Genomic DNA, 17,629 nt, shown 5'->3' with positions numbered 1-17,629 from the left:
GAGAGGGGTCCACGTTCAGAGGTCGTGCCCGAGATCAAAGTCGGTGACGGTACGTAGGTGCTCTGCCGTGCTGAGCTACACCGGCTCGCACCGGTGACGGGATTCGAACCCGCGACCGCCCCATCAGAAGTGGAAGTAACCGTTACCTGCGCACCGGGCACGCTCTGAAGTTGTGTCCCTCCCGAGATCAGATCGGCGACGGTGTTCGCGGGACTCGAACCCGCATGCCCGAGGGCGTTTCACCAGGAAGTAACCGTCATCTGCGCACCGGGAGGTGCGTGCACGATATTACGGGTGATCAAATACGCACGCATCCTATTTTCCGGTCATACTCGCCGCCATATTCAACCCCGCCCCGGAAAAGGAAGACCGCACCACCGCGGGATCGGTGCCGGGCATGACCGGATGGGTGGTCGTCACCGTGGAACAGCACGGGGGACCTGACCCGGCCGCGAGGCGGGAACCGGAGCCGACCGGGAGACGGGGCGCGAAGCAGCGCGGGAGACAGCGCGGGAAACAGGGAGCCGAGCAGCAGCCGGAACCGGCGATGGTGAAGGCGCCGGGTTTCCTGCGCGCGTACCTGAACACCGCGCGAATCAGCGACGGCGCCGTCCAGGTGGAGGGCGCCGCGGTGCTCCTCACCGAGGACGACGTGCGGCGGTTCGTCTCGGTGATGACCGAGCCCCGGCGCCGGGTACCGATACTGGTCCCCTCGTGACCCCGGGGTGGCACGGGAGCGCACCGATCAGCTGGCCGACGGCGTCGCCAGGGCGGGCCTGGTCGTGCGGCTGGCCGACCTGCGCGCCCAGGACCGGTTCAACGAGGCGATGGGCCCGGAGCTGGGCGTGTTCGGCGGGGCGATCCGCACCTACTTCGCCCCCTTCGATCCCGCCGGGGAGCGGTATCCCCGCCGGCACCCGCCCATGAGCGCCGCCGCGATCCGCAACCGGGGCACCGCCGCCCTCGACCGGATCGTCGACGGGACGATCGGTGGGACCGCGCATCGTCAGTTCCCCGACGACGTGCGGCGGACGCTCGACGTCGTGCACCGCGTACTCGCCGGACGGGCCGAACCGGGCGAGATCGTCGACGCCGCCGCACCCCGGCCCTCGAAGGTCGATTTCACCCGTGAGGAGATGCGACGGCGGATGATGGCCATGACCAGGCGTCCCGTCGTCCCAAAGGCCGAAGCCGTCACCCCCGCGAAGGCCGCCGTGGAAACCACCGCGGAGACCGCCCAGAGTGTCGCGGACCTGGTGGTCAAGGAACTGCGCGGGGAGTTGGAGACGGCGCTCGGACTCGCCACGTCGTCGCAGATCGCGGACGACTCCGGCCGGCTGCTCCGCGAGATCCGCGTACTCGGCGCGCACCTTTCCGGCCTGCGTGACATCGTCATGGAACGGCGCGGCGACGGGCCTGCCACCGGGACGGAGCAGAACCTCCGCGACGAGCACCGGTTGCTCAACGATGTACTTCCACGATGACTCCGCCGGCACCACCGGCAGGATCTGGATCGGCTACCGGGGCGAGCACCTGCCCAACACCCGTACCAACTGACCGGGGATCTCAGCCCGCCGGGGCCGGCTCGGCATCCGTCCCGAACCGCCGCCGGTAGGCCGGCGCGCTGAGCCCGGTCTGCCGCCGCGTCCGGGCGGGGTCCGCTACCCGGCGGCCGGTTTCCTGGCCGCGAGCCGCTCGATGACACCGGCTTTGAAACGCTCGTGCCGCTCCACCGCGAATCCCATCTCGCGCACCCCGATCAGGGGCCGGCGGCAGTAGTGCTCGCCGGCCGTCGGCACGCTGAAGAGGTCGACCAGCCGCTGTCCCATTCGCAGCGGCCAGGACGACGAGGCCACGTGGTCGGCCAGGAGCAGCAGGCCGCCCGGTTTGAGCACCCGGGCCATCTCCGCCAGCGCCGCCCGCTCGTCGGAGATGCCGCAGAGTGAGAACGTGCAGACGACCGTGTCGAAGCTCTCGTCGGGAAAGGTCAGTGCGCGCGCGTCGCCCTGCCGCAGGTCGGCCGCCCGGCCGAGGGTCTCGGCCCGGCGCCGGGCCGCCGCGAGCATGGCGGCGCTCCACTCCACCCCGGTCAGCCGGACGTCCTTGGGGTAGTGAGCAAGGTTCATACCGGTGCCGACCGCCACCTCCAGGGTGTCGCCGGACGCCTGCCCGCACAGCCACGGACGGCTGCCGGCGAAGAACCGGCGCTCGACGAACTCCATCCGCCGGTCGTACGAGCCGGCCTGTCTTTCCCAGTATCGAAGCGACCGTGTGTCCCGTACCGAAGAGTTCACCACGATTTCACAGTAACTCTCCGGTGGAACCGCCGAGAAAGATCCGCCGTGGACACCGAATCACGACCCGTAGTTCACATGAAAAAACTTTGTGCGTTCAGTTCACATTTTACGGAAGATGGTCTACGGTCCATGAGTGTGACGCGGCGCACACTCGATCGGATTACCGAGCGGAGTCCCCTCGCTCCGATCCGGTTCGGGCCGCGCGTCCCGTCGAGGGAAACCCCAGTCCGGCAGTGCCCCGGGCACCGACCTCGGAGGAAACATGGGCAGCGTCGACCGTGCCACCCTGACCCGGGGCGGCAACCCCGTAGCCCTGGCGGCCAGCGGTGACCGCGCCGCCGGAGCGGTGAGCGGCGACCAGACAGGCGGGACGGGCGCGGGCATCCGCGCCCTGGTGGTCCCGCACGAGGAGCGCATCGCCGTGATCGCCGAGGAGCAGCGCGCCGTCGACCACGCGTACGACTGCGTCGAGCGCAGACGGCTCGGCGCCGACCGGGTCAGGAGCACGCACGGCCAGGAGCACCCCGACGTCGGTCTGCCCTTCGTCCCGGACGTTCCCCCCGAGTTCGGGGTGGAGGACGACCTCGGCGAGCAGCCGCTCGTCTTCATGCGCGTCGACGTCACCGACGACCCGGACGGCCGGGAGACCTGGCGCATCGGACGCCGCGCGGTCCGCGACGCCGAGGGCGATCTCGTCGTGATCAGCTGGACCACCGAGCAGGCGGTCCGCTGGATGAAGGCCCGCGCCTCCCGCCCCGGCGAGATCCGGCTCCGCCGCAAGCTGCGCCTGCACGGGCGCACGGTGACCGACTACCTCGACGACATCCGGCCCCGGATCGCGAACCGCAGACTCCAGGAGGTTCCGGAGGCCGTCTCCCCCGCCGAGGAGCCGCCCGGCGAGAACGCCGACGCCTTCCTCCTCGCCGACCTCGACCGGGCCCGCGACGGGCTGATGCGCGACATCGTGGAGACCATCCAGCGAGACCAGCTGGACCTGGTCTCCGACGGGCGGCCGGGGGTGCTGGTCGTGCAGGGCGGCCCGGGGACCGGCAAGACCGCGGTCGGCCTGCACCGCGTCGTCTGGCTGCTGGACCCGACGAACCGGGGGCTCACCCCGGACGACGTCCTGGTGGTCGGCCCGCACCGGGGGTTCCTGCGCTACGTCAGCCAGGTCCTGCCAAGGCTCGGCAGCCGGGGGGTGGCGACGGTGGAGGTGGCGCGGCTCTGGGACGGCGAGGTCCGCGCCGTCGACACTCCCGCGGCGCACCTGGTCAAGTCGGACGAGCGGATGGCCGAGGTGCTGCGCCGCGTCGTCGAGAGCGGTATCCGGCCCGAGGTGCCGGCCTCGCACATCAGCGACGACGTCTTCAGCACCCCGTACCGGGGAGCCGCGCTGACGCTTCCCGGTGCCGAGATCGAGGCGCTCGTCGTCGAGGCGCGCGACTCCAGCGGCCCCTACCTGGTCCGCCGCCGCAAGTTCGTCGACACGTTCGTCGACCGCCTGCTGAGCAGGTACGCCAAGGCGCTTCCCGGGCAGCGTCCGGACGGCACCCTGCGCTCCGGGATCGAGAGGCACGGCCGGGTGGCCTCCCTGATCAACGCGGTGTGGCCGGCGATCAACGCCGAGACCATCCTGCGCAGGACGCTGAACGACCCGGACGCGATCCACACGGCGGCTCCCGGCGTGCTGACCGAACAGGAGCGGGAGGCGGTGCTGCGCCCCCGGGTGAGCCGTGCCTCCGAGGAGCCCTGGACTCTCGACGACCTCGTCTGCCTTGAGGAGCTGCGCCACCTGTTGTCCGGGGATGAGCCGCGCCGTTACCGGCACATCGTGGTGGACGAGGCCCAGGATCTCACCCCCATGCAGGCGCGCTCCATCGCCCGCCGCTGCCCCGGCGGTTCGATGACCGTGCTCGGCGACCTCGCCCAGACCACCGACGCCCGCCAGTACGACGTGTGGGGGCGGCTCGCCGGAATCCTGAGCGGGCGCGACGGCTGGCACCTGGCCGAGCTGGCCGTGGGCTACCGGGTCCCCGACGAGGTCATGCGGTTCGCGGCGCCGCTGGCCAGGGCCGTGTCCCTGTCCACCACCGTCCCGGTGTCGGTACGCCCCGCCGACGCGACCTCGCTGACGATCACCCGGACCGGACCCGAACGGTTGGCGGACGAGGCCCTTGCCCGGGCGCTGGATCTCGCCACGGCCGACCTGGAGCGGTCGCGGTCGGTCGCGCTGATCGCCCCGGACGGCACCGCGCTGCTGGAGGAGCTGGAGCGGAAGGTCGCGGCGCTGCAGGGAACCGTCGCGGCGGACGACGCACCCCCGGTGAGCGTGCTACCCGCGACCATGACCAGGGGCCTGGAGTTCGACCACGTCGTGGTGGTCGAACCCGCCGCCATCGCCGACCAGGGGCCCGCGGGACCGCGCCGGCTCTATGTGGCGATCACCAGGTGCACCCGGTCGCTCACCGTCGTCCACGCGGCACCGCTCCCCGAGGTGCTGAGCGGCCCGGAGGCCCCGGCACTCGCGGCGCCGGGAGAACCGGCTACTTCCACGATCACGGTGCAGAACGGATCGGCACACCCCGTACCGAAAGAGATCACCATCTCACCGCTCACCGCACAGCACGATTCGGCACCTCCCGTACGAGAGGAACCCATCACCTCATCACCCACCGCGCAGAACGGGTCAGCACCCCCCGTACCGGAGGAACCCACCACCGAGGAGAACACCACGATGAGGCCCGACACCCCGGCCACGGATGAGAGCTTCCGGTCCTTCGTCTCCTCGCTGGAGGAGCGGGTCGGCGCCGACAGGCGGTGCCACGTCCACGAGCAGGTGCGTTACCGGCTCATCGCCGAGCTGCACGGGGCCAGGCTCGTCCCCTCGCAGTCCCCTCTCGCCGACATCGTCTGCGAGGGGCCGCGGGGAGCGGTCCTGTACGAGGTCCTGGGAGAGGGCGGGCACACCTACGAGCGGATGCGCGAGGCGGTGCTGCGGATCATGGAGGTCGAGCACGTCGGCGGGGACCGCGCGGAGCACCGCTTCCTCGTGCTCCCCCAGGCCCCCGAGCCCGCGTGGGCACCGGCGATGCTGACCACCGCCTTCGACATCGCGACGATCTGGAGAGACGGCACCGGATGGGCCGGGGAGGATCTGGCCACCGCCCTCGGTCAGGCTCCCGACTGACCCGCTGCGGCCGGCGGTGCGGCCGGGTCTTCTACCAGGGGGACCGCTACGGCGGGGTTAACGTTCGCGTTCACCTCCCGGCAACAGCATGATCGCGATGCTCGGTGGCATGAGGAACAGGAAATCGTTCGTCGTCGCGGTCGCGCTGGCCGCTCTCATCGGTTCCGGGACCGCCGGCGCGAGCGCCGACCGCGTGGCCGTCGATCGCACCGCCGGCGACCGGCCGCCGCCGTGCGCGTCCCCGTCCGGGCCGTCCGAGCCGCCGGCGTTGAAACCGACCACCGTCACCACCATCGAGCAGGCGTACCGCTGCGTCTTCGCCAACTACTACAGCGGCCCGATCCTGGACTCCCACGCACTGCTGGTGCCCGCGTTCGCCGCGCTCACCCAGGAGTTGCAGCGCCGCGGGCTGGACCGGCCGAACGCCACCCTGCCGGCCCTCACCGGCCGCAAGGACGCCGACTGGGCCGCGTTCCGCGCCGTCTACCGGAAGGTCGTCGACACGTTGCCGGCCGACCCCGAGATACGGCAGGCGGTCGCCGAGGCGACGATGCGCGGCCTGGTGGGCAGCCTGGACGACAACCACGCGAACTGGAATCGTCCGGCTCCTGGCGGGGTGTCGCTCGGCGCCCGCCTCTCCGGCATCCGTCCTCCGGGCGTGGCCGATCCGGCGGCCACCCCGCCGGCCTTCGTCACCGAGGTTCTTCCTGACGGCCCGGCCGCCAAGGCGGGGGTCCGGCCGGGCGACGAGCTCGTCTCGGTCGACGGGGTGCCGCTCTTCGTCAACGGGGTGCTCTCCCAGGGCGTCCTTGACGGGATCGTCAGCCCCCCGGCGGGGAAGGCGATCCGGCTCACCCTGCGCCGCCCCGCCACCGGCGGCACCGTCACCGCCTCGGTCACGCCCGCGCCCGTCTCCGGACCGGAACCGAAGGTCGCCTCCAGGCTGCTGTCCGGCTCCGTCGCCTACGTCGCGCTGCCGGCCTTCTTCCCCGGCGCGGCGGACGAGGTCCTTGCGGCCATCGCCTCCCTGCGCAAGAAGGCGACCCCGCGCGGGGTAGTGCTGGACCTGCGCGGCAACGGCGGCGGCAGCCCGCGGGAGGTCGCCAGGCTGCTCGGCGCCTGGTCGCACGGCAGGACCACCAGCTACTGGTGCGACGTGCGCGACCACTGCACCGCCAACCAAACCGACGACACCGTGCCGCTGCTGGGCCTGCCCCTGGTCGCGCTCACCGATCGCGACTGCGCCTCGGCGTGCGACTCCTTCACCAGTACGGTCAAGGATCTCCGTCTCGGCACCCTGGTCGGCACCCGCACCGCCGGCGCGGTGTCGGGCCCCGGGGCCGGCTACCTGCTCGACGACGGCAGCGTCCTCATCCTGCCCAAGATCCATGAGATCGGGGCGAACCGGGAGGTCGTCAACACCATCGGTGTCGCCCCCGACCACCAGGCCCCGACGACCTCCGCGGACCTGTCCGCCGGACGCGACCCGGGCGTCGCGAAGGCCCTGACCCTGCTGAAGTAGGCCCTCCCCGATCACGGAGCCCGGCGGTCGCCGGGCTCCGTCCCGGTACTGGGGACGGGGAACCGCACGGTCAGCTCAAGACCGCCCCCGGGGTTGGGGCGGGCGGCGAGAGTGGCGTGGTGGGCACGGGCGATGGAGGCCACGATGGACAGTCCGAGGCCGGCGCCGTCGGCGGTCCTGGTCCGGGAGTGCAGCCTGCGGAACGGCTGGAACAACTCGGCGATCCGTTCGGCGGGCACGTCCGGGCCGGTGTTGCGGACGGTCAGCACGCCCGTCGCGGTGAGGCCGACGTGCACGGTCCCGCCGGGGCAGTTGTAGCGGACCGCGTTCTGCAGCAGGTTGGTCAGGAGCCTGCCGAGCAGCACCGGGTCACCCGCGACGAGGACCGCCCGGGTGTCGGTGGTGATGACGACACCCATGACGACAGCGTCGGCGGCCGTCTCCTCGACCGTCTGGCGGACCAGCGCGTCCAGGGCCACCGGCTCCATGCTGCCCGGACCGTGTTCCGCCTGGGCGAGCAGGAGCAGCGAGTCGATCAGCCGCTCGGTCCGCCGGTTGGCGGTCAGCAGCTTCTCCCGTACCGGGATCAGCCGGGCCGGCAGCGGGTCGTCCAGCCCGATCTGGATCGCGGCCCGCTGGACGGCCAGCGGGGTCCGCAGTTCGTGGGCGGCGTTGGCGATGAAACGGCGCTGGCTGTCCACCGACTGTTCCAGCCGTTCCAGCATCGCGTCGAAGGTGTCGGCGAGGTCGGTGAGCTCGTCACGGGGGCCGGCCAGCGCGATCCGCTCGTGCAGGTTGGACAGGGAGAGCCGGTGCGCGGTGGCGGTGATGTGCCGCAGCGGGCTCAGCACCCGTCCGGCCAGCCACCAGCCCGCGACCACCGAGACGACGGCGAGCACCGCGATCACGATCGCGCTGACCGTCCACTGGTACCGCAGCACCGCGCCGGGCAGGGCGATCATGGTGTCGACGGCCTCGGGCAGCGCCGGGCGGACACGCACCTTGGGCGCTCTCGGGGGAAACTCGCCGAAGGGCGACAGGCTCTCCGCGATGGAGCTGGCCCGGCTCTCCAGCGCGTTCGTGAGCAGCAGGTTCACCACGGTGAGCAGGATCGTCGAGGTGACCAGGAACAGGCCGGTGTACAGCAGGGTGAGGCGCGCTCGTACCGTGCCGAAAGGTTTCCAGGCCGCGTGCCGGGTCACGGCGGAGTTCCCAGACCGTACGCCGGGCCACGGCGGACATCCGGCCCCGAACGTTCCCGGGCCGTACGCCGGGTCACAGCAGGTACCCGGCGCCCGGCACGGTCCTGATGCACGGCGGGTCGCCGAGCTTGGCGCGCAACCGGCTGATGATGACGCGCACCACGGTGGTGAACGGGTCGACGTGCTCGTCCCACGCCGACTCCAGCAGCGTCTCGGCGCTCACCACGCTCCCGTTCGCCCGCATCAGCACCTCCAGCACCGCGTACTCCTTCAGCGACAGCCTCAGGAAGCGGCCGTCGCGGGAGACCTGCATCCGCTGGGGGTCCAGCACGATCCCGTGCCGTTCCAGCACCGGTGGCAGCGGCGCCTGGCTGCGCCGTCCCAGGGCCCGCACCCGCGCCACCAGTTCGGTGTAGTCGAAGGGTTTGGGCAGGTAGTCGTCGGCCCCCAACCCCAGCCCGGCGACCCGTTCGGGCACCGACGCGGCCGCGGTCAGCATCAGGACGCGGGTACGTGCCCCGGCCCGCACCAGATCCCGGCAGATCACGTCGCCGGGTATCCCGGGCAGGTCCCGGTCCAGCACCAGCACGTCGTAGTCGTTGACGGCCAGCCGTTCCACCGCGGCCTCGCCGTCGTAGGCCACGTCGACCGCCATCGCGTGCCGCTGCAACCCCATCGCCACCAGGTCGGCCAGATCCCGCTCGTCCTCCACCACCAGTATTCGCATGATCGAAGTCGTATCCGACCACCGGTAACAGCGGCGTTAACGCACGGGCCCGTGCCCCGGTCCGTCCCGTCTGGTCGGGCATCACGTTCCTCCCGTCGAGGCTATTTATACAATTTTTCTTTGGGTAAACTCAGGACATGACCTACGGGACAGGGCTCCCCTGCACGGCGCTGCCGCCGCGGGGGGCGTGAGGCGGACGTGACCGGACGACGGAAACCTCACGGGACCGATGACGCCGACGGTTCGGGCGGCGCGACGCCCGAAGGGGCGCCCGCACGAGGCGCCCGGACCGCCGAACGCCCCGTGGCGCCGGCGACCGGCCGTCGAGGGCTCATCCTGACGATGCTCCGCGAATCCACCTCACCGCTCGGCATCGGCGACATCGCCGCGCGACTCGATGTTCATCCCAACACGGTGCGGTTCCATCTCGACGCCCTGGCGGAGACGGGCCAGGTCGAGCGGGTCCACGCGGCGCCCACCGGTCCCGGCCGGCCGCCACTGGTGTTCCGGGCACGGCCCGGGATGGATCTCGGCGGGCCGCGCAACTACCGCCTGCTCGCCGAAATCCTGGCCGGCAACCTGGCCGCCGGCCCGGACCCCGCCGCCAGGGCCACCGAGGCAGGACGTGCCTGGGGCGGTTTCCTGGTCGACCGGCCCGCTCCGTCCGCCGCCCTCTCCCGCGGGGAGGCGGTGCGCGAGCTGGTACGGCTGCTCGACGACCTCGGGTTCGCGCCGGAGGAACAGCCGGCGGGCGATCCGCGGCGGATCGGGTTGCGGCACTGCCCGTTCGTCGAGCTGGTCGGCACCCAGGCCGCGGTGATCTGCCCGCTGCACCTGGGGCTGATGCGGGGGGCGATGGCGGCGCTCGGCGCCCAGGTGACCGTGGACCGGCTCGTCCCGTTCGCCGAACCCGACCTGTGCCTCGCACACCTCACGACAGCGGACGGCACCCGGTGACCGGCAACGCCCGCGACGGAGAAAGGAACCACGGATGACCCCGGCATCGGCCGCCGCCACCGGCGTGACGTTCGTCTGGCTCGGGATGGTGCTGGCCATCTCGTTCCTGGAGGCACCGCTGAAGTTCCGCGCGCCCGGGGTGGACCTGCGCGTCGGGCTCGGGATCGGCCGGCTGGTCTTCCGCGCCCTCAACACCGTCGAGGCCGTCCTCGCCGCGGCGCTCATCGTCATGATCCTCATTGCCGGCCCACCAACCGGGACGGTGGTCGCCGCCGCCGTCACCGTCGCGGTCCTGGCGGTGCAGCTCGGTCTGGTCCGGCCACGGCTGACCCGGCGCACCGACCGTGTCCTCGCTGGTGAGGACGCCCCACGCTCGAAGGACCACCACGCCTACATCGTCCTTGAGACCGCCAAGGTCGCCGCCCTGCTCGTCACCGGCATCCTGCTGCTGACGGCGTGAACCGACCAGGATAGAAGGGAACCACCATGCTGACGACCTCTCTGACCACCCTGACGAACGAGCACCTGACCGCGGCACGAAAAGCCGCGAGTGGGCGCAGCGCCCACACCGTCCACGGCGGACGCCGGAACTCCCTGCGTCAGACGCTGCTCGCGCTCGCCGCCGGACGGCGCCTCGACGACCACGAGAGCCCCGGCGAGGCCACCCTGCAGGTGCTGCACGGACGCGTACGCCTGGCGACCGGCCAGGACAGCTGGGAGGGGAGGGCAGGTGACCACGTGGCCATCCCGGCGGAGCGACACAGCCTGACCGCGCTCGACGACTCCGCTGTCCTGCTCACCGTGGTGATGCGTCCCGGCCCGGTGCCCGGAGAGGACGCGCGCGATCCGGCCGGCTGAGCGCCGAGGACCCACCGGCGGCCCCGCGCCGTCCTGGCAGCCGGTGGGTCAGGGGTGGGTTCACCCGCGTTTTCCCATGGTGTAGAGGCGGATCTCGATGCCGTCGGGGTCGGTCACCCCGCTGATCAGCCATCCGATGCTGGCCTCGGCGATTCCGGAGTGGGCCGCGCCGACGGCGTCAAGGTGATCCGACCACTCCACCAGCGCGTCGTAGGTCGGTACGCCGAGTGCGACGGGGTCGAACCCGCGCAGTTCCCCGGCCAGCCGTGGCTCCTCGCGCAGCGCCAGCATCAGGGTGCCGTCCCGGTCGCGCAGCGCCACACCGCGCAGCACGCCCGCCTCGACGAACTCGATCGCCACCTCAAGGCCGAGCACCCGCCCGTACCACTCGACGCTCTTGCGCACGTCCGAGACCGGCAGTTTGACGTGATGGAATCCGCCCAGGGCCGTCATCGGTCACCCCTTCCCGGCCGGCGGGGGCGCCGGCGCGGATATGAAGTTATTGGAATCCCACCTTATGGCCGCCCAGCAGGTCCGGAACAGTGAGGAGCGGCGCGCCGCCCATGGCGCGTTCGCCACCGTCCTCGCCGGGCCGGTGGGCGTCGGGCTCCACGGCCGGTTCGCGGGCGCGCACCGTCCGCGACCACCGCGAAAGCAGCTGACCGCTCCGGGGAGAGCCTCGGTGGAGGAGCTCCGGGGTCCGAGGGGAAGAGCTCCCCGGCCTGCATATCCGAGATCTTTCGAAGATTGGATCTGCACAGCCGCCGGCAATCCATCACCAACGCTTTTCATATTTCGGTATATATCAGCTTTTTTCGGCATAATTAAGCATTTGCCAGTCAGGTGAGTGTGGCGGGAACGGGCCCGGGAATCATTCGGGAGTACTGACGGACTAGCTGGCGACGCGGGATCCCTGGATGGCGACACACGCCGGATCTTGGGGGTGCACGGTGTTCGGACTGCCCGAGTTGGGCTCGGGCCTGGGTTACCGGGCCGAGCTCGCAGAGATGATCGACCAGCACGCCGACCGGATCGACTGGCTGGAAGTGATCACTGAGCACTTCCTGTTCGCCCCGGCCGACCGGCGGGAACGGTTGCGCGCGCTGGCCACCCGGTTCCCGATCGTGCCGCACGGGGTGGAGATGTCCATCGGGTCGGACAGCGAGGTCGACGGGGACTACCTTGAGGCGCTGGCGGCTCTGGTCGCCGAGATCGACGCGCCGTGGTTCAGCGACCATCTCTGTTTCACCCGGACCGATCAGGTGGCGCTCGGGGTGCTCGTGCCGCTGCCCCGTACCCGCCAGACGGCATGCCGGCTGGGACGCCGGGCACAGCGGGTGCAGGACGCGGTGGGGGCACCGTTCCTGCTGGAGAACATCACCTACTACGTGGATCTGGCCGGCCCGCTCAGCGAGGCGCAGTTCATCGCCGAGGTGATGGAGAACTGCGAGTGTCATCTGTTACTGGACCTGACCAATCTCGACATCAACGCCCGCAATCACGATTTCGATCCACTGGAGTTCCTCGGCACCATCCCGGTGGAGCGGGTGGCGCAGGTGCATCTGGCGGGCGGTGAGGACTCGGACGACGGCGAGCCGTCCCTCGACACCCATGGTGAACCGGTACCGCCCCGGGTGTGGGAGCTGCTGGCCGAACTGGTGGGCCGCACCACCGTTCAGGCCACCCTGGTGGAACGGGACCGGAACTTCCCCGACGATCCGTACGAGCTGCTGGCGGAGATCGACCGGGCTCGAACCCTGCTGGCGGGGAGTGTCTGATGGGCCTGCTGGAGGCACTGGCGGCGGTGCTGACCCGTGAGTCCGAGCTGGCGACGTTGCGTGAGCACCCCGCCCTGCTGCGGCGCCGTTACCGGCTGAGCGACACCGAGCTGGCCATGCTGACCGGCGCCTCCCCCGCGGGATTCCGGGTCACCGGCGAGAGTGTCCGCGGCAAGCTGGTACAGAAGGTGACGGCCTGCCTGCCCGCCACCGTCGCCGAGCTGAAGGCCCACCACCCGGAACTGCTGGACGGGTTCGCCGCCGCCACCGTTCGCCGGCCGCGACCGGGCGAGGGGGTTGTGGATTCCGGGGAGGCCGGGCAGCTGGTGACGTGGATCGACGGCCGGGTGCCGGCGCCACTGGTCGACTTCGCCCGCTACGAACTGCTGTGCGGACGACTCGCCGGTGACCGGCGGGCCGCCCAGGCAGCCGGAGAACCGGTCCTCGCTCCGGACGGACCGGTACGTGGGATGCTCAGCGTCTCCCCTGCCGTCCGGACCGCCTCCTTCGATCACGACGTCACCGCCGGGGTGCCGCCCTCGCGACTACCCGCCCGGCACACGTCGATCCTGCTGCGACGCCAGTGGGGTGAACCGGCCGTCCGGGTCTACCGGATCAACGACGCCACCGCCACCCTGCTGGACCACTGCGACGGCACCCGGAACGCGGCGGAGGTGGTCGCGGCGGTCGGCGCCGATCCCGACCAGGTCACCGGCATACTCACCCGGTTAGCGGCGGCCGGCGTGCTGAACCTCGTCCCTGACCGTTACTGAGGCGGCTCCCCGAGGGCCGTCCCCATCAGGCTCCGCGCCGACCTCACGGAGGTCACCCGAACGGCGCGGAAATCGGCCCGGCAACGGGTCGTCGAGCCGTGACCCGCCCACGGTGGGTCACACGGGGAAAGGAAGCCCATGAACACAGAGACACCGGTCGACGTCACCACCGATCAAACGTTCGTGTTCGAGCCCGTCGTCGATCTCACCTCTGCCCAGGCACCGGACCGCTGCGGTGGAAACACCTGTAGCCGATGCGGTCATTAGCCACAACCGCGACAATGGACAGCGGAGGAGCGGGGCGTCGACAACCCCGCTTCTCTGCTGTCCGTCACCGTGGTCGACCGGCCGTACTTCCGGAAGCCGGTCACGCGAGGAACGTCACTTCCGCGTGCGAGATCTGCTATCCGCAGTGAACCCCGCGCACGGTGCGCACGGCCTTACCGATCACTCCCGTGATGTCGATGCACTTGCTCCGGGCCGAGATGTACACCGGGCCCGCGTACTGCGCGAACCGCCCGTGCTCGTGGGCGGCCTGCCCGCCACCGGTGAGGCTGAGGGTCACCGCCTTGTTGGTCACAGCGACCCTGGAACCTCGGGCGATGGCGCAGTTCTTTCCGTTGCCGGAGTTGTAGTAGAGCTCGATGACGCCCTTCTTCGGGCCGGACTTGGGGATCCTGTAGGTGTCGATCAGGCGGTAGCCGCCGCAGGGGGCCGCCGCGTTCGCCTGGGCCGGAGCGGCGACCAGACAGGTGGAGACCATCAGCGCGCCCGCCAGAACCGCGAACCTGCTCCGAGTGTTCATGTGTTCCTTTCCGATCATCGACGTCCCCCGAAGCCCTCGGACCCCGCGAGGACAGAAGGAGTTGATGATCGTATAAGGGTTTTTGTCAGACCAAAAAGTGACTGCCGAACCCGGGAACCGTCAACGATGCCCGCCCCCATCGATGAGCAGCCGCTCGACGCCTCACAGGCGCATGGAAGATCTCCGCCATCACCCTGGTCGCCGCCGACCCCCGGAAGGTGCGTCGATCGATCACGCCAGATCGGCGAAGTCACGGCTCGTCGCCGGCCCCGCCCGGACGACGTGGACGCCGCTCCCCGTCCCGACCTCCTCCGACCGGGCCCTGAGGGCTTCGATATCCACCTCGGCAGGCCACCGCGTTCCGCTCTCGGACCAGCGCACCCCCTCGATGTCGATGCCGCTCAGGTCGGCGGTGCGCAGATCGGCCGTCGTGAAGTCATCGAGGAACGCCCTCGTCGCGTCCTCGTCGCGGAGGGGAAGCTCCCGGCCCAGTACTTCGCCGACGGCCTGCCGGACCTCGGCCACGCACAGGTCGACGATGACGCCGGTGTGGGCGCGGGCGAGATCGTGAGCGAGGTCGGCGTCGAGGGCGCGGGCGCGGAGGAGAGCGCGCTCGATGTCGGGGACGTGGTCCAGGTCACCGGCAAGGGCGCGGGCACGGTCGAGGGCGCGGATGAGGGCGTGGGCATGGGCGTAGACGAGGTCGAGGACGTCGACGTGGACGGGGTTGAGGGCACGGGCGAGGTCGAGGGCGTGATCGAGGGCGAGGACGAGGGCGGAGTCGAGAGCACGGGCGCGGGCGAAGGCGCCGGCACGGGCGAGGTCAAGAACGAGGGTGTGGGCAACGGCACCCGCGTCGGCGCCGGCCAGGGCGAGGGCACTGGCATGGGCAAGGTTGCGGGATGCGGTGACGACATCGGGGTGGCACCGCAGGGTCAGGCGGACCTGGGGGTCGACCAGGCCGAGAGACCGCTCTGTGGCGGCGGGATCCTGTTCCGCCGCGGACGGTCCCGGCCGGGTGACCGGTGGGGACGTGACGGGCAGGATCGCGGTGAGGCCCGCTTCGACGTCGAGGACGGTGTCGAGGTCGTCGACGAGGGAGGAGTGCCGGGACTGGAGCAGGACCTCGCGCAACCCGGCTTCGACGTCGAGGACCGTGTCGAGGTCGTCGACGAGGGCGCGCCGGTGCTGCTCAAGGAGACGGTCGACGGCATCGTCGGAACGGTCGGCGCTCACTGTTCCTCCCCCCCTGCCCTGAGGTACGCGGCGGCGGCCCGGCGGGCTTTCTTGAGGCTCGCGCTGACCGCGTTGGGCGTCATCCGGAGCTGCTCGGCGATCTCAGCGGGCGTGTAGTCGCTCAGTGTCCAGGCCAGGACCTGGCGCTGGCGGATCGGCAGGCTCCGCAGCATCCGTAACGCGTCGTGGCGGACCTCCCATTCAGCGGCGGCATCCGGGCGGGGCAGCAGCGAGGTGGGTTCGGGGACCTGGCCGAGGAGTTCCTCGCGGGTGTCGGTGATCGTGCGGACCAGGGCGCGGGAGGCCACCGTGTGCACCCACGCCCTCGGCCGGTCGATCTCACTCCAGCGCCGGTACGCCTTGGTCATCGTGTCCTGGGCGATGTCCGTGGCGACCGGCAACGCGGCACCGTGGTTGACCAGGAAACCGACCAACTGCCTGATGGTGGCACGGTAGAAGGACGAGAACTCCTGATCGACCACGAGCCGCGCGGCCTCGTGTTCGTCAGGCGCGCCGGGGTGGCCGACCGGTACGGAGGCCGGAGCCGGATCATGGTCGCTCATATCGCCCCGCCCTTTCGCAGCACCGCGAGACACCCACCGAACACACCCGAATGACCGATCGCCGGATCATGGTCGCTCATGTCGTCCTGTCCTCTCTGTGGGCCGGGGTGCGGGTCATCCTCACACGGAGATGGCCCCTCGCGCCCCACTCATCCTCGAACTCCAGCCGCCCTCCATCGGTGATCGCCTCGGCCATCCGGACGAGGTGGCGGCCCCGAACCTCTTCGTGTCGCACTCGCCAGCGCAGCCGCAGCCACAGGCCGAACAGGGCGCATGTCGGGGCCATCATGGTCGAGACGACGGTGACCATCGTGTCCATGGGAAGACTCCTCCTCCTGGGGGCCGATGAACGGGCCCTTCATGGAGTAAGAGCCTGGACGGGCCGCTCCTATGAACTCCACAGGCAAGATCTTTCAAATGTGCGGGGTCATGCCTCGGTGTTCACCTGGAAACGGCGCCGTGACCAGCGGGGCCGTGGGACGCGAAAGGCGGCCGGACGGCTCCCGGAGGCGGCGCGATGAGTGAGCCGGGAACAGCTGGGCAGGTCGGAGTACTCGCGGAGGTCGTCTCCGCGCCCAAGGCCGGGCGCTACGTCCGTGAGTCGCTGGAGGTGGCATGTGAAGGAGCTGGAAACGCTGGGTCAGGTCGAGTTGCCGGCGGAGGCCACCTCCGTGCCCAGGGCGCGGCACTACGTCCGCGAGCTGCTGGCGGGCTCGGCGTGCGCCCGGACCGATGACGCGCTCCTGCTGGTGAGCGAACTCGTCACCAACGCCGTATGCCACTCCGACTCCGGACGCGTCCCCGGCGGACGGATCATCGTGGCCGTCGCCCGCCATAATGGAACGCTCCACTGTGACGTGATCGACGCCGGTTCGGCCGGACACACCCCACGGCTCCATACCGAGGTCGACTTCACCAGCGACGGGGGGCGGGGACTCTGGCTGGTCCAGGAACTTGCCACGGCCTGGGGCTGGAACGAGACCGCCACCGGCCGCGTGGTCTGGTTCCAGCTGGGGAGACCGTGAACTCCCGTCGCCGGCGTCTTCGAAACCATCGGCAGCGGTCCGGCCGGGGTTCATGTGATCCAGCCCGCGGTTTCCCAGAAGTCACCGGAACAAACGGAAATCGTAGAGAAATTGGCTTCGCCCATACCTACTTCAAGAATGAGAAAGCGAGCAATCAGATCCCTTGTTGTAACCGGTTCTCCTTATATCGTGCCTGGTGCCCGTGGCCGCCGAGTAATTAACGTTCGCGGCCATTCAGAGGAGGAACCCATGTACGGCAAGCGACAGCTGATGGTTCTCGGTCCGGCGCTTCTCGCGGTCCTGGCCCTTGGACCGGTCTCGATCTCATCCGCCTCGGCCGCGCCGGATCCCACGTCACCGGTGGTGAGCACCCTGCCGGCCAGGGTGACGGAGCCGACCCCACCGGCCAGGGACCCGAGAGGGGGGTACTGGAACGGCTACCGGGACGGTTACCGGGCCGCCGGCCAGGACTGCTCAAGGCCGAGGGCGAAAGCCGGAGAATTGCCCGGCCTGGCACTAAGAATAAGCGACTACGACAGAGGCTGGCTGGACGGCTACGACGACGGCCACGACAGGTTCTGCCGGTAACCACGAACAAAACACCTCCCCGGTCGGCGCCGAACGACAGAAACGCGCGGTCAAGCGCGTCTCACCGGCCGTGAACGAATAAGCGGAGCCCCGGCCGAAGGAATTTCACCG

Annotated in this window: 19 protein-coding genes and 1 tRNA gene; 11 read left to right on the top strand and 9 right to left on the bottom strand. The window is 70.5% G+C overall.

Annotated elements, in window-relative coordinates; genetic code table 11:
• Positions 1–88 precede the first annotated feature (88 nt).
• A tRNA-OTHER gene (locus IG98_RS0117915) sits at positions 89–158 on the bottom strand.
• Positions 159–397: 239 nt separating this feature from the next.
• Between IG98_RS0117915 and IG98_RS0117910 the strand changes: the two genes are divergently transcribed.
• Entirely contained in the window at positions 398–718 is a 321-nt protein-coding gene (locus IG98_RS0117910; protein ID WP_030913202.1) for a hypothetical protein, read from the top strand.
• 7 nt (positions 719–725) lie between these two features.
• The gene (locus IG98_RS0117905) at positions 726–1,484 is read left to right on the top strand and encodes a hypothetical protein (RefSeq protein ID WP_030913201.1); all 759 of its coding nucleotides are present in this window, start codon (positions 726–728) and stop codon (positions 1,482–1,484) included.
• Positions 1,485–1,661: 177 nt separating this feature from the next.
• Here the strand turns inward: IG98_RS0117905 and IG98_RS0117895 are convergent, their stop codons facing one another.
• Complete coding sequence (locus IG98_RS0117895) at positions 1,662–2,222, bottom strand: class I SAM-dependent methyltransferase (RefSeq protein ID WP_084195436.1); 561 nt, start codon at positions 2,220–2,222, stop codon at positions 1,662–1,664.
• A gap of 337 nt (positions 2,223–2,559) precedes the next feature.
• Here IG98_RS0117895 and IG98_RS0117890 point away from each other — a divergent pair, with 337 nt between their 5' ends.
• Both IG98_RS0117890 and IG98_RS0117885 read left to right on the top strand, forming a co-directional pair.
• Positions 2,560–5,484, top strand: coding sequence for a HelD family protein (locus IG98_RS0117890; RefSeq protein ID WP_051752338.1), 2,925 nt, complete (start codon positions 2,560–2,562; stop codon positions 5,482–5,484).
• Between the two features lie 109 nt (positions 5,485–5,593).
• The gene (locus IG98_RS0117885; protein WP_030913196.1) at positions 5,594–7,006 is read left to right on the top strand and encodes a S41 family peptidase; all 1,413 of its coding nucleotides are present in this window, start codon (positions 5,594–5,596) and stop codon (positions 7,004–7,006) included.
• A gap of 11 nt (positions 7,007–7,017) precedes the next feature.
• Here the strand turns inward: IG98_RS0117885 and IG98_RS0117880 are convergent, their stop codons facing one another.
• Positions 7,018–8,208, bottom strand: coding sequence for a sensor histidine kinase (locus IG98_RS0117880; RefSeq protein ID WP_037970651.1), 1,191 nt, complete (start codon positions 8,206–8,208; stop codon positions 7,018–7,020).
• 73 nt (positions 8,209–8,281) lie between these two features.
• Complete coding sequence (locus IG98_RS0117875; protein WP_030913192.1) at positions 8,282–8,935, bottom strand: response regulator transcription factor; 654 nt, start codon at positions 8,933–8,935, stop codon at positions 8,282–8,284.
• 303 nt (positions 8,936–9,238) lie between these two features.
• Between IG98_RS0117875 and IG98_RS0117870 the strand changes: the two genes are divergently transcribed.
• The 3 genes from IG98_RS0117870 to IG98_RS0117860 are packed head-to-tail and all read left to right on the top strand — an operon-like array spanning position 9,239 to position 10,750.
• The gene (locus IG98_RS0117870) at positions 9,239–9,892 is read left to right on the top strand and encodes a helix-turn-helix transcriptional regulator (protein WP_030913190.1); all 654 of its coding nucleotides are present in this window, start codon (positions 9,239–9,241) and stop codon (positions 9,890–9,892) included.
• 34 nt (positions 9,893–9,926) lie between these two features.
• On the top strand, positions 9,927–10,352 hold the full coding sequence (locus tag IG98_RS0117865; RefSeq protein WP_030913188.1) for a hypothetical protein: 426 nt from the start codon (positions 9,927–9,929) through the stop codon (positions 10,350–10,352).
• Between the two features lie 26 nt (positions 10,353–10,378).
• Positions 10,379–10,750 (top strand): cupin domain-containing protein, encoded by a 372-nt coding sequence (locus IG98_RS0117860; RefSeq protein ID WP_051752335.1) that lies wholly within the window; start codon positions 10,379–10,381, stop codon positions 10,748–10,750.
• 60 nt (positions 10,751–10,810) lie between these two features.
• On the opposite strand, the gene IG98_RS0117855 is transcribed toward IG98_RS0117860, so the two are convergent.
• Positions 10,811–11,203 (bottom strand): VOC family protein, encoded by a 393-nt coding sequence (locus tag IG98_RS0117855; RefSeq protein WP_030913185.1) that lies wholly within the window; start codon positions 11,201–11,203, stop codon positions 10,811–10,813.
• 464 nt (positions 11,204–11,667) lie between these two features.
• On the opposite strand from IG98_RS0117855, the gene IG98_RS0117845 reads away from it, so the two are divergent.
• Together IG98_RS0117845 and IG98_RS0117840 are read left to right on the top strand one after the other, a co-directional pair.
• Positions 11,668–12,528 (top strand): MbnB/TglH/ChrH family RiPP precursor modification enzyme, encoded by an 861-nt coding sequence (locus IG98_RS0117845; protein WP_030913184.1) that lies wholly within the window; start codon positions 11,668–11,670, stop codon positions 12,526–12,528.
• The gene (locus IG98_RS0117840; protein WP_030913183.1) at positions 12,528–13,301 is read left to right on the top strand and encodes a hypothetical protein; all 774 of its coding nucleotides are present in this window, start codon (positions 12,528–12,530) and stop codon (positions 13,299–13,301) included. The genes IG98_RS0117845 and IG98_RS0117840 overlap by 1 nt, the downstream gene beginning before the upstream one ends.
• Positions 13,302–13,704: 403 nt before the next feature.
• Here IG98_RS0117840 and IG98_RS0117835 read toward each other — a convergent pair whose 3' ends face one another.
• From IG98_RS0117835 to IG98_RS0117820, 4 genes are all read right to left on the bottom strand, one after another.
• A complete protein-coding gene (locus IG98_RS0117835; protein WP_030913182.1) occupies positions 13,705–14,106 on the bottom strand; it encodes a hypothetical protein in 402 nt (133 codons plus the stop codon).
• Positions 14,107–14,337: 231 nt separating this feature from the next.
• Positions 14,338–15,342 carry a hypothetical protein gene (locus IG98_RS0117830; protein WP_030913180.1) on the bottom strand — a complete coding sequence of 335 codons (1,005 nt, stop codon included), beginning with the start codon at positions 15,340–15,342 and terminating at the stop codon, positions 14,338–14,340.
• Positions 15,339–15,905 carry a sigma-70 family RNA polymerase sigma factor gene (locus IG98_RS0117825; protein ID WP_084195434.1) on the bottom strand — a complete coding sequence of 189 codons (567 nt, stop codon included), beginning with the start codon at positions 15,903–15,905 and terminating at the stop codon, positions 15,339–15,341. Before IG98_RS0117825 ends, IG98_RS0117830 begins: the two co-directional genes overlap by 4 nt.
• Positions 15,906–15,981: 76 nt before the next feature.
• Positions 15,982–16,224, bottom strand: coding sequence for a hypothetical protein (locus tag IG98_RS0117820; protein ID WP_030913175.1), 243 nt, complete (start codon positions 16,222–16,224; stop codon positions 15,982–15,984).
• A 298-nt stretch (positions 16,225–16,522) separates the two neighbouring features.
• Between IG98_RS0117820 and IG98_RS0117815 the strand changes: the two genes are divergently transcribed.
• Entirely contained in the window at positions 16,523–16,930 is a 408-nt protein-coding gene (locus IG98_RS0117815) for an ATP-binding protein (protein ID WP_051752333.1), read from the top strand.
• A 249-nt stretch (positions 16,931–17,179) separates the two neighbouring features.
• Complete coding sequence (locus IG98_RS0117810) at positions 17,180–17,518, top strand: hypothetical protein (protein WP_030913171.1); 339 nt, start codon at positions 17,180–17,182, stop codon at positions 17,516–17,518.
• Positions 17,519–17,629: the final 111 nt, after the last annotated feature.

Source organism: Streptosporangium amethystogenes (assembly GCF_000721075.1).
GTDB classification, from domain to species: Bacteria; Actinomycetota; Actinomycetes; order Streptosporangiales; family Streptosporangiaceae; genus Streptosporangium; species Streptosporangium amethystogenes.
Note: the sequence above shows the minus strand (reverse complement) of the source record. Positions and strands in the feature narration are given on the sequence as shown.

Excerpts from the sequence above, each read along its gene's own strand:
- IG98_RS0117910 (WP_030913202.1), top strand. The coding sequence starts at position 398 with ATGACCGGATGGGTGGTCGTCACCGTGGAACAGCACGGGGGACCTGAC.
- IG98_RS0117895 (WP_084195436.1), bottom strand. The coding sequence starts at position 2,222 with ATGGAGTTCGTCGAGCGCCGGTTCTTCGCCGGCAGCCGTCCGTGGCTG.
- IG98_RS0117890 (WP_051752338.1), top strand. The coding sequence starts at position 2,560 with ATGGGCAGCGTCGACCGTGCCACCCTGACCCGGGGCGGCAACCCCGTA.
- IG98_RS0117885 (WP_030913196.1), top strand. The coding sequence starts at position 5,594 with ATGAGGAACAGGAAATCGTTCGTCGTCGCGGTCGCGCTGGCCGCTCTC.
- IG98_RS0117875 (WP_030913192.1), bottom strand. The coding sequence starts at position 8,935 with ATGCGAATACTGGTGGTGGAGGACGAGCGGGATCTGGCCGACCTGGTG.
- IG98_RS0117865 (WP_030913188.1), top strand. The coding sequence starts at position 9,927 with ATGACCCCGGCATCGGCCGCCGCCACCGGCGTGACGTTCGTCTGGCTC.
- IG98_RS0117860 (WP_051752335.1), top strand. The coding sequence starts at position 10,379 with ATGCTGACGACCTCTCTGACCACCCTGACGAACGAGCACCTGACCGCG.
- IG98_RS0117855 (WP_030913185.1), bottom strand. The coding sequence starts at position 11,203 with ATGACGGCCCTGGGCGGATTCCATCACGTCAAACTGCCGGTCTCGGAC.
- IG98_RS0117845 (WP_030913184.1), top strand. The coding sequence starts at position 11,668 with ATGGCGACACACGCCGGATCTTGGGGGTGCACGGTGTTCGGACTGCCC.
- IG98_RS0117840 (WP_030913183.1), top strand. The coding sequence starts at position 12,528 with ATGGGCCTGCTGGAGGCACTGGCGGCGGTGCTGACCCGTGAGTCCGAG.
- IG98_RS0117835 (WP_030913182.1), bottom strand. The coding sequence starts at position 14,106 with ATGAACACTCGGAGCAGGTTCGCGGTTCTGGCGGGCGCGCTGATGGTC.
- IG98_RS0117825 (WP_084195434.1), bottom strand. The coding sequence starts at position 15,905 with ATGAGCGACCATGATCCGGCTCCGGCCTCCGTACCGGTCGGCCACCCC.
- IG98_RS0117820 (WP_030913175.1), bottom strand. The coding sequence starts at position 16,224 with ATGGACACGATGGTCACCGTCGTCTCGACCATGATGGCCCCGACATGC.
- IG98_RS0117810 (WP_030913171.1), top strand. The coding sequence starts at position 17,180 with ATGTACGGCAAGCGACAGCTGATGGTTCTCGGTCCGGCGCTTCTCGCG.